The organism is Micromonospora sp. NPDC006431, from assembly GCF_042870725.1.
Lineage (GTDB): Bacteria > Actinomycetota > Actinomycetes > Mycobacteriales > Micromonosporaceae > Micromonospora.
Window position 1 is genome coordinate 1 of the sequence record NZ_JBIAHQ010000058.1, and the last position, 9,478, is coordinate 9,478.

Here is a 9,478-nt window from a genome sequence, read left to right on the forward strand (position 1 = left end):
TCCGGCTCCACGTCGGCGGAGACCTCGGTGAGCCGGCCCAGCGGCTCGCGGCGGACCACGACCAGCGGGTGCACCAGCAGGTGCACGTCGATGTGATGCGAGTTGAGCAGGGCGGTCACCGAATCGACCAGGAACGGCATGTCGTCGGTGACGATCTCGATGACGCTGTGGTGCTGGTCGGCGTCCGGCTCGTGGATACGCAGCTTCAACTCGCCCGGCACCCGCTCGCTGAGCCAGGTCCCGCTTCACACGCGCCGCCGCAACCCCGGAGACCCGTAAGGCGCATTTCCACCCCGGCACCTGGCGCGCCGGCCCCGGGCGGGAAAGACCCGCCCGGGCCCACTCTCATCGGATTGAGCTGTCGATACGGTCCATCCAGCTGAAGGCCGTCACGCCCAGCAGGATCTGGGTGGCGAGGTGCACGTCGTACTGGACCGTGAAACTCACACTGACGGCGATCACAGCCATCACGACCTTGCGAATCGGGATGAGCCGGACACCCCGCTCGGTGGGCGGCTGGGTCGAGTTCGGAAGACGGACTAGGCTCATCGTCGCGAGGTCCTTTCGGTCATCAGGCAGGTGGTTCGGGTGGACTCGTTGGTGATGGCGGACCGGCTGCTACCGGTGCCGTCGTTGCCGGGAGCCGTGGCGTTTGCAACGTCTCCGATGGCGGCACCCGGTCCCACCCGGGTGTCGCCGACTCCGGCGCGGCTTGGTCGCGGGATCTTCTGGCGACCAAATCCGGCGGCAACCGGGTGTCCTCGGTTCACTGGCTGTCGTCTCACTCGGCCTCACTACCCCACGTCTCACCGCATTGTGGGTACTCTCCCGCCCAGCCTAGGCCGTGCCGCTCTCCGAGCCCTTTGTCGGCGAACCACTGGCCGGAGATCCGGTGTAGAAGGTGCTCGGTTCAGCCCTTGCGCGTACGTTATCGGGCAATCGACGCCCGCCTTAGCCAAGCGGTCTCGGTGTGCAGCCGCAGCAGCAAGCTGTCCAACGCCGGATCGTCGCCTGTGCTCGCCGCGACAACGGCAGATGCGGTCCCGCGTCGGCGTGCTCGACAGTCTGCCCTTCGCTCAGCCCTCGCAGTCGGCGCACCTCGTCGAGGATTTGCCGTCGGCGGGCGATGAGCGCGGTACGGCCGGCCGTGCAAATTCAGGCTGCCGTCAAGTCAGCGGTTGTGTGAGCGGTGGCAGGTGGAGATGCCCGGTCCCGGTCAGCGGGCAACGCCAGCGCCAGGGCGGCGACGAGGACGAGGACGGCCCCCATGGCCACGAAGACTTTGCCTGACCCTGCTGCGACATGCTCGGGTGTGCGGTTCTCGCCCGCGAGGGCGACCAGGGAGGCGAGTCCGAGCACGCCGCCGAATTGTTTGGCTGTGTTCATCAGTCCGGAGACTGCGCCGGTCTCGTGATCGGTTACCTCGCTGACAACCAGTGTGGTGAGCGGCGTGACGAACAGTGCTCCGCCCAGGGACAGCACGACTGCCGGGCCCAGGACTGCTCCGACGTAGCCCGCGTTCGGGCTGACGCTGCCTTGCCAGGCGAAACCGGCGGCGGTGGCCAGTGCGCCAGAAGCTACCAGGAGTCTTGCCGGAATTCGGCGCATCAGCCACGGTGTGAGGCTGAGCCCCAGCAGCACGCCCAAGAGTGTGTGCGGCAGGAAGCCCATGCCGGTCTGCAGAGCCGTGTAGCCCAGCACGTCGGGGCGTACGCCCGGCACGCCGGCGACGCCGAGCTACTGCACGAGCGCATGGATGGCCCGCGCCGGTCAGTTAGCCGCCGCTCCACTGTTCCGCGATATTTCCGCATGGTGACGTTGTGTCGTATTCGGTCGTTGAGTCTGGGTACTGCTGAAGCAATCGGCGGGCTGTTGTCAGGGAAGGCCACCTGGATGTCTGCGACCTCCTCATCCCACCCGTTGCGGCGGGTTCCCGTGCAGCGACGATCGATCGCGCGGGTGCAGCGCATCCTCGACGCGTGCGGAGTGCTGCTTGACGAAGTGGGATACGAGAAGCTGAGCACCACCGCGATCGCCGAGCGCGCCGGAGTGGCCGTGGGCTCGGTCTACCAGTTCTTCCCCGACAAGCGGGCCATCGTGCAGGCGTTGATGCTGCGCGGCCTGGACGCATACCTGCAGCGACTGAGACAGCGGTTCGCCGCTGGCGAGCTCGGCTCATGGAGCGCCGGCGTCGGCTCGGGTATCGACGAGTACATCACCATGCATCGCTGCGAGCCCGGGTTCCACAGCTTGCACCTGGACGAGGCACTCAACGAGACCGGCGAAGACATCGACATCACCCTGATCATCAGCGACGAACTCGCCGAAGCCCTCGTCGAACAGTTCGCCATCCCCGACAGCTCCGATCTGAGATTCAGCCTCCGAATCGCGGTCACCGTCGCCGACGCGCTGATCAACCGCGCATTCCACCGCCACCCCGGAGGAGACGAGAAGCTGCTCACCGAAACGAGGAGACTGACCAGCGAATACCTGCACTCGCGACTCGACCTCGAGCCGCTGAGCTAGAAAGCCCCACCGCGGCCAACGTGCTGCCCATTGTTCACGACCGGACGCCGGGCGACCGGAGCGGGCGAAGCCGGTCGGGGCTGGCTCGTCTCGCGAATGGCCGGTTCAGTTCTCCTGCCCGCCGAGGCATGACCCCGGGCATGACGAACGTTGACGCCATGGCCCGCTCGGGCGTGCCGGCCTCTCCGTGAGCCGGGCTCGGTCTCGGCCTGACGGCGCTGAGCGGGGTGAGCGGGCTATGGTGGCGACACCCTTGGCCGGAACGCGGGGCCGGGCGGGACACGAGGGTGGGGGCGACCCGCCCGGCGATGGGAAACAATGCCACGAGGACACGTCCCGTGTGGACCAGCGCCGGACGACCAGCGACTGTTACAGCGAACGGCCGCCATGACGCCTGCGGGTCGGTTCCAGGTGGCAACGTCTACGAAACCGACCGCCGCCAGTAGCCGCAAGTGCCGCGCAGAAAGTCGATTCCCCGCCAGGAGTCGACGCCGTTCCCGACGAAGGCGCCCGCCGTCTATCAGACGGAAGCGCCGGGGATGGCGACGCTGCAGACGTGACGAGCAGACGTTGAAGGGCGGCGATGTCGATGATGGGCACGGCTCGCGACACCACGCATGCCCTCCACCCCGTCGGCGATGCCGGGCGATCGCTCACCCACTCCGCCGCCTGCCTGCCGTCGGCAGCCCTGACTCGACAGATGCGGCACGACAACGTACCCGGGACCCAGCAGGCCGCCTTCGCCCAGTTCGTCCGCCACGCCATAGACGACTCCCGCCGTCAACGCGGGTGGACGCTGACCCAGATCGCCGCGCACGCTGGCGTCGGCCGGTCCACGATCTTCCGGTGGCTCAACGGCGAGTGGACCGACTACCCCCAACTGGAGCGGGTCCGCCGGTTCTGCCGAACCGTCAACGCGCCTGTCGCCGAGGCCATGCGAGCGCTCGGCATGCCATCCGCAGATGCCACCCCGCCGCGAGCGCCGGCGGCGGCCAGCGTCGAGGCCGACATACAGGTCATCCTCGCGCGCCTGTCCGACCCTGATGTAGCGGCGGAGGAGAGACACCACATCCGAATGCTGCTCCGCTCCCTCGCCCGCCGTGGAAAACAGCGGCGAAGCTAAACCTGCCTCGGACAACCGGCCCCGCGACATCCAGGCCGCCCATCGATGAGCGGTGTAATGATGGTCTCGCCGGATCCGAGTGATCTTTCATGATCCAGTAGTGACTTGAGCAGTAAGACGGGCTCGCACAGTGAGAAAGCCACCCATTACATTCGTCGCGAGCCCGAATGAGGTGTAACGCTGGCATCCGTCCTGGGACACGGTGTCGAAGAGGGGAGCGGGTCAGCCCTCCTCGCTGGCCGTCGCGCAGCGCCCGCCACTCGTGCCCGAGGATCGCGGCCGCCGTGTCAGGTGGGCGGGACGATGGACATCCGCTGCTGAACGCCCCTGGCATTTCTCACTCGCCCGTCAGCGCCGAAGGGCGGGGGCGACGAAGCCGACCTACCGGCTCGGGAACCCTCCGGAGAGCGACGGACGGGCATGAGAAAGCCATCGGCGTGGTTGTCGCCCGGGCGACCAGGAGTCGCCTTCGATAACGGATGGTCGTTGAGGCGTTCTGACCGTGGCACGATCACCCGCTCTCCGTTCGGTCTGGTTCTGTTGGCTTCGATCGCGCTATGGGAACCGCTCCTCCACGCGTCTGACGGCGTTCCCGTGCGGGTGGGCATGTGGCACGCGCTGGAGCGACCCATCTGCGCTCAACACACAACGCGCCACGCTCACTCCGGAACGTAGCGGGCCGAGATTAAGCCGGGTGGTGTAGCGTCCGTCCATGGTCAGCGCGAGCGGCGACGAGACGCTGTTGCTGGCTTCGCTGATCACGGCCGAGCGGGTGCCCGAGTTGCGGCACGCCGTCACCGCCGCCGCCGCAGGCGCAGGTCTCGGAGGAGAGGAGTTGGAAGACTTCGTACTGGCCGTCAACGAGCTGACCACCAACGCCGTACGCCACGGCGGCGGCAGCGGACAGCTGGTGATGCGCAAGCTCGGCGACCAGCTCACCTGCCAGGTCAGCGACCACGGTCCCGGCATGACCGAACAGGTGCCCGCCCTGCCCGAGCCCACCCGGCCCGGCCGCCGCGGCCTGTGGCTCGCCCAACACCTCACCGCAGGACTCGTGCTCGACAACACCCCGGCCGGACTGACCGCCACCGTCACCGCCGCACTGCCCAAGGGGAAGGCGTGATGACCAGAGACAAGCTGTGGCAGGCCCGAACCGAGACCCACCCCGACCGCGCCGTGGTGACCCTGTCCGGCGAACTCGACCTCACCGCCGTCGACCAACTCCGCGACCTGCTCACCACCACCCTGCAGGCCAACCCCGTCCTCGACGTCGACCTGTCCCAGCTGACCTTCCTCGACTCGACAATCCTCAGCGTCCTCGTCGCCGCCTACCAGAACGCCACCGCCGCCGGCGGCACCCTGAACCTGATCAACCCCACCGGCCACGTCCACCGGGTCCTCACCGTCACCGGCATCCTGCCCCTGCTCGAACCCGACACCACAGAAGCCACCCCGCCCCGCAGCGCCTGACACCTGCCGACGGGGATTACGTGGCTGCAGTCACCGCCGCTTCACATGGGGTTGCGGACGACCTTCCCCTCGTCACGTGTGCCAGGGGCGGTTCAGGCCGTGAGTCAGCGAGCGGCTGCTGCCGTAGAGACGGTGTGACCGGTGGCGCCGGCCGCGGCGGCATGGGGTGTTTCTTCCGTTTCGGCGAAAGGACTGCCCGGAGCGGGAAGATCGCCTATCCATGCGTCATCTTGCTCGTGTCGCCGGCCGGCACGCGCAATGGCCACGACAGCCGCCGCCGTCAGGACCATGACCGCTGCCTGCACCAGCGGTCGTTTCCTGCTTCCCCTACGACTCATGTCTCACGCCTTCCTTGCGTTTCAGCTGGCCACCCTATGGTGCAACCTGGAAGGAGACAAAGCGTAGCCATTGGGGATGTTCGTCCCGTGCTTGCGCCTTCGAAGGAGCGGAGGATGCCCGCCGGTGCGGGGCATCCTCCCTCCGGTCAGGGGGATGCTGAATGTCGTGTGGCTGCCTGCTGGGTAGCGCAGCCGCGAGCCGTCCGTACGCGTGTGTGCGGCATTCGGCTCACGCCAGACGCCTTCGGCACCGGCATGTCACGCGTTCGCGGCTCTCGCTCAGCCTTTGTCCGTGAGGAGTAGCGCGGCAAACTCCATGATGGGAATGGCGGCCGACTGGCCGAATGCCGCCGCCGTCCGCAGGAGTCCGGCCGACTGATCCGGCGAAGCGAACAAGCCGACGGTTCATGTCAACTCTGCTGGCACCGGGCTATACCGGAAGCATGCACCTTTTGAGACGGCTAGTCCGCACCGGAGCACCCTCAGGCGGACGTGTCGACGTCAACCGATGCCAGCTGTGCGACAGCAAGATCGACCAACGAGCAGCATGCGCTCTGATTCCTGACACGACCGGCTCTGACGCTCTCCCGGGACTCCACGGTCGGCGACTGGTTGTTGGGTGCAGCGGCGCGCACCTGGCCGCTCTACTCGCCAAGCACGGCCCAGCGCGCGCCCCGCTGACCGGCCGTCCCGGTTAGACCTGGCTCTCCTCGTCCCGTTCACGGTGCGCGTCCTGGCTTCGAGTGGCGTGTCGCAGGAAGCCGGATGACGGCCACCGAGGCGGGCGGGTCGTGGTGACCCGCCCGCCTCGTCCTCAACCCCGGGCGTTACCCGTTGTCACCGGCGGTGGCTCCGCTCGGGACTGCACGCCTCGAACTTCCCGTGGCGTCTGCGCGTCGATCGGCTGGTCCTCGACTGGCCAGGGCCTGTCGCCCCTGGCCAGTCGGCTCCTTCTCGTCACATTGGGGACTGTACAAATAACGGCTGATCGACCGATCAAGGGAGAGACGCCAGATGACGACCGAGACCACCGAGGGACAGCCGGCTGTGGAGCCGGTGGGTGCGGTCACGGATGAGCAGTTGATCGCGATGCTGGTCGATCGGGCTCGTGGTGACGGGCTGAAGCTGACCGGTGAGGGTGGGCTGTTGCAGCAGCTGACCAAGCGGGTCCTGGAGTCGGCGTTGGACGGTGAGATCACCGACCACGTCGGCTACGACAAACACGATCCTGCCGGTCGGGGCAGCGGGAACACCCGTAACGGCAGCCGGACCAAGACCGCGCTGACCGACGTCGGGCCGGTCGAAGTCCGGGTGCCGCGGGACGCGGCGGGAACGTTCGAGCCGCAGATCGTGCGGAAACGGCAGCGGCGCCTGTCCGGGGTCGACGACATGGTTCTGTCGTTGTCGGCCAAGGGCCTGACCCACGGCGAGATCGCGGCGCACCTGGCCGAGGTGTACGGCGCCGAGGTGTCCAAGCAGACCATCTCCACCATCACCGACAAGGTGATGGACGGGATGGCCGAGTGGCAGAACCGGCCCCTCGACCCCGTCTACCCAGTCGTATTTATCGATGCCATCAATGTCAAGATCAGGGATGGTCAGGTCGCGAACCGGCCGATCTACGTGGTCATGGCGGTCACCGTTGACGGCCACCGCGACATCCTCGGCATCTGGGCCGGTGACGGCGGTGAGGGCGCCAAGCACTGGCTGCATGTGCTGACCGAGCTGAAGAACCGTGGCGTGGCTGACGTGCTCATGCTCGTCTGCGACGGCTTGAAGGGTCTGCCCGAGGCGGTGGAGACGGTCTGGCCGCGCACCATCGTGCAGACGTGTGTGGTTCACCTGCTGCGCAACTCGTTCCGCTACGCGGCCCGGCAGGACTGGGACAAGATCGCCAAGGCGCTCAAGCCGGTCTACACCGCGCCGACGGAGGACGCCGCGACCGAGCGGTTCATGGAGTTCGCCGACGCCTGGGGCAAGAAGTACCCGGCGATCGTGAAGCTGTGGTCCGACGCGTGGGCCGAGTTCGTGCCGTTCCTCGCCTTCGACGTGGAGATCCGCAAGGTCATCTGCTCCACGAACGCGATCGAGTCGGTGAACGCCCGCATCCGCAAGGCCGTCCGAGCCCGTGGGCACTTCCCGAACGAGCAGGCCGCGCTCAAGTGCGTGTACATGGCGTTGATGAGCCTCGACCCCACCGGCGCCGGCCGCCGGCGCTGGACCATGCGCTGGAAGGCGCCCTTGAACGCCTTCCAGATCGCCTTCGAAGGCCGGCTCACCCCGGCCAACCACTGACTACCTCAACAACCAAGATCAGCCGTTAACTTGACACTCCCCCAGGCAGCGAGGTGCTCACCCGCCTCGGCGATTGCACCGCGTACAGCGGCCGATACAGCGGCCGTCACGGTTAATTCCGTAGCCCGGTTCAGTGCCAACGCGCGCCTGGCTTGGCCTGCGGTCAGGAGGTGCCACGCAAATGATGTTGTAAGGCTGGTTGCCAACGACCTTGGTGATGATCTTAGGTTTCATCGTGGCGATGGCGGCGGGCAACGGCTGGCGTTGGTGGCTGAGTGCGGGCGGCGCGGGGCTTGTGGTGCTGCCGCTCGGACAGGGTGCGCCTCCAGCCGCAGTAGTGGCGGCGATCTGCGGCCTGATCGTCGTCAGTGCCTGGGCGTGGGGCACCCGTAGCGGCCGTGCCGTCGGCGTGGCTGTCGGTGTCGTCTTCATCGCGGTGCTGGCTGCCGTGTTCGCCGTCTCGCAGTGGCCACGCAGTCTGATAGCCGCGCCGTGGCTCGACTGGTTCGCGATGTGGTTGCTGGTCGGCGTCGTGTGCCTGGCCGCGTTGGTCATCGATCGGAGCGTTCACCCCTTCTCGTCCCCTTACCGAGCCGGGTGGAACCTGGCGGCGGGCAAAGTTCGGTGGGCCGCCTCTGTGGCGACGTTGGCAACGGTGGTCCTGGTGTGCGGCTGCGGGCTCGGCGTGGTCGGGGCCGACGGCGACGGCAGGCTGCGGTTCCCTGCCCGCGACGACGAGGTCCTCCCGCTGCCGCCGTCGCTGCGCCTGGTGTCGGTCGACACCTGCGCCGATGGTGGCAGCAGCGGCAACTGCACGGCCGAGTTCGTGGTGACGGCCGCGGACGGTGCCGACCGGGCAACGACGGTTACCCGGCTCGTCGAACACCTCCACAGCCGTGGTTGGCCGCTCCAGCCCGAGCGCGGCGCCTATCGCGGCTCCCGCGAAACCGGCGGGATCCTGAACTGGACAGAGCACCACATGTGGCTGTACGCCGACGTCGAGCCGGCATCGGCGCCGCAACCGGCGCCACCGCCGGACGCTGTCGTCATCTACATCGGCAACCTATGACACGGGCGCCCCGCCTCGACAAGCACCGGGGCGCAACCTTGACTCTGCCCAACCATCGCGGCGAATGGCCAAGGCCGGTGCGCGGATCCGCGAAGTGTCGCATGCCCATGCCACGATGCCGTCCCACGGATCGGCCGAGGAAGGGGACATCGATGGGCGCTTCGCAGTGGCGGTACATGGTGGCCTACCAGGACGACGTGGGCGCTGCCCTCCAACAGCTGCGCCAAGAGGTGTACGACCGCGGCGAGTACTACCGGGAGCCGGCCGAGGGCGGTTCCGACCTGGACCTGACGGAGGAGGAGTTTCGGGCGCGGTTGGATCCGCGCAACGACGACGACGGCTTCAACGACGCGATCATCGAGGATTGGCGGGAACGCAAACGCCGCCCGGTGCCCGTCGACCCGGACACCCTGTTGGCCGCGCAACCGCACTCCGGCACACATTCGGTCATTGTCAATCCCCCGGAATCGTGGAGGGCTCCGTTATGCGGCCTGGGCTCCTCGGGCCTCGGCCATGAAGCGTTCGTAGTCGATGGGTGACATGCCGTCGCAGGCGCTGTGGCGGTGAGGTCGGCTCGGGGCGCCCTGCCTACGTTTCCGTTGGTGGGTTTCCCCGAGCCGCCTCCCGAACCCGGCGTGCCCCTTGCAGGGCACCGGG

General features: G+C 67.7%; 9 protein-coding genes and 1 pseudogene. 7 read left to right on the plus strand and 3 right to left on the minus strand.

What is annotated here, in order from left to right; genetic code table 11:
- From ACFYM6_RS35745 to ACFYM6_RS35755, 3 genes and pseudogenes are all read right to left on the minus strand, one after another.
- A pseudogene (locus tag ACFYM6_RS35745) lies at positions 1-227 on the minus strand (hypothetical protein); the annotation flags it as partial.
- 118 nt (positions 228-345) lie between these two features.
- Positions 346-549: a hypothetical protein gene (locus ACFYM6_RS35750; protein ID WP_387281901.1), complete on the minus strand. Its 204-nt coding sequence runs from the start codon at positions 547-549 to the stop codon at positions 346-348.
- 606 nt (positions 550-1,155) lie between these two features.
- Positions 1,156-1,722, minus strand: a complete 567-nt coding sequence (locus tag ACFYM6_RS35755; protein WP_387281903.1) for an MFS transporter — start codon at positions 1,720-1,722, stop codon at positions 1,156-1,158.
- Between the two features lie 246 nt (positions 1,723-1,968).
- On the opposite strand from ACFYM6_RS35755, the gene ACFYM6_RS35760 reads away from it, so the two are divergent.
- The 7 genes from ACFYM6_RS35760 (at position 1,969) to ACFYM6_RS35790 (ending at position 9,360) form a co-directional block, all read left to right on the plus strand.
- Positions 1,969-2,526 carry a TetR/AcrR family transcriptional regulator gene (locus ACFYM6_RS35760; protein ID WP_387281914.1) on the plus strand — a complete coding sequence of 186 codons (558 nt, stop codon included), beginning with the start codon at positions 1,969-1,971 and terminating at the stop codon, positions 2,524-2,526.
- A 700-nt stretch (positions 2,527-3,226) separates the two neighbouring features.
- Positions 3,227-3,649: a helix-turn-helix domain-containing protein gene (locus ACFYM6_RS35765; protein ID WP_387281904.1), complete on the plus strand. Its 423-nt coding sequence runs from the start codon at positions 3,227-3,229 to the stop codon at positions 3,647-3,649.
- A 712-nt stretch (positions 3,650-4,361) separates the two neighbouring features.
- Positions 4,362-4,772 carry an ATP-binding protein gene (locus ACFYM6_RS35770; RefSeq protein WP_387281906.1) on the plus strand — a complete coding sequence of 137 codons (411 nt, stop codon included), beginning with the start codon at positions 4,362-4,364 and terminating at the stop codon, positions 4,770-4,772.
- Positions 4,772-5,119 (plus strand): STAS domain-containing protein, encoded by a 348-nt coding sequence (locus tag ACFYM6_RS35775; RefSeq protein ID WP_387281908.1) that lies wholly within the window; start codon positions 4,772-4,774, stop codon positions 5,117-5,119. Before ACFYM6_RS35770 ends, ACFYM6_RS35775 begins: the two co-directional genes overlap by 1 nt.
- Before the next feature lie 1,427 nt (positions 5,120-6,546).
- The gene (locus ACFYM6_RS35780) at positions 6,547-7,752 is read left to right on the plus strand and encodes an IS256 family transposase (protein ID WP_387281916.1); all 1,206 of its coding nucleotides are present in this window, start codon (positions 6,547-6,549) and stop codon (positions 7,750-7,752) included.
- Between the two features lie 235 nt (positions 7,753-7,987).
- On the plus strand, positions 7,988-8,821 hold the full coding sequence (locus ACFYM6_RS35785) for a hypothetical protein (RefSeq protein WP_387281910.1): 834 nt from the start codon (positions 7,988-7,990) through the stop codon (positions 8,819-8,821).
- Positions 8,822-8,973: 152 nt separating this feature from the next.
- On the plus strand, positions 8,974-9,360 hold the full coding sequence (locus ACFYM6_RS35790; RefSeq protein ID WP_387281912.1) for a hypothetical protein: 387 nt from the start codon (positions 8,974-8,976) through the stop codon (positions 9,358-9,360).
- The last annotated feature ends 118 nt before the right edge of the window (positions 9,361-9,478 follow it).

Excerpts from the sequence above, each read along its gene's own strand:
- ACFYM6_RS35780 (WP_387281916.1), top strand. The coding sequence starts at position 6,547 with ATGCTGGTCGATCGGGCTCGTGGTGACGGGCTGAAGCTGACCGGTGAG.
- ACFYM6_RS35750 (WP_387281901.1), bottom strand. The coding sequence starts at position 549 with ATGAGCCTAGTCCGTCTTCCGAACTCGACCCAGCCGCCCACCGAGCGG.
- ACFYM6_RS35775 (WP_387281908.1), top strand. The coding sequence starts at position 4,772 with ATGACCAGAGACAAGCTGTGGCAGGCCCGAACCGAGACCCACCCCGAC.
- ACFYM6_RS35770 (WP_387281906.1), top strand. The coding sequence starts at position 4,362 with ATGGTCAGCGCGAGCGGCGACGAGACGCTGTTGCTGGCTTCGCTGATC.
- ACFYM6_RS35790 (WP_387281912.1), top strand. The coding sequence starts at position 8,974 with ATGGGCGCTTCGCAGTGGCGGTACATGGTGGCCTACCAGGACGACGTG.
- ACFYM6_RS35765 (WP_387281904.1), top strand. The coding sequence starts at position 3,227 with ATGCGGCACGACAACGTACCCGGGACCCAGCAGGCCGCCTTCGCCCAG.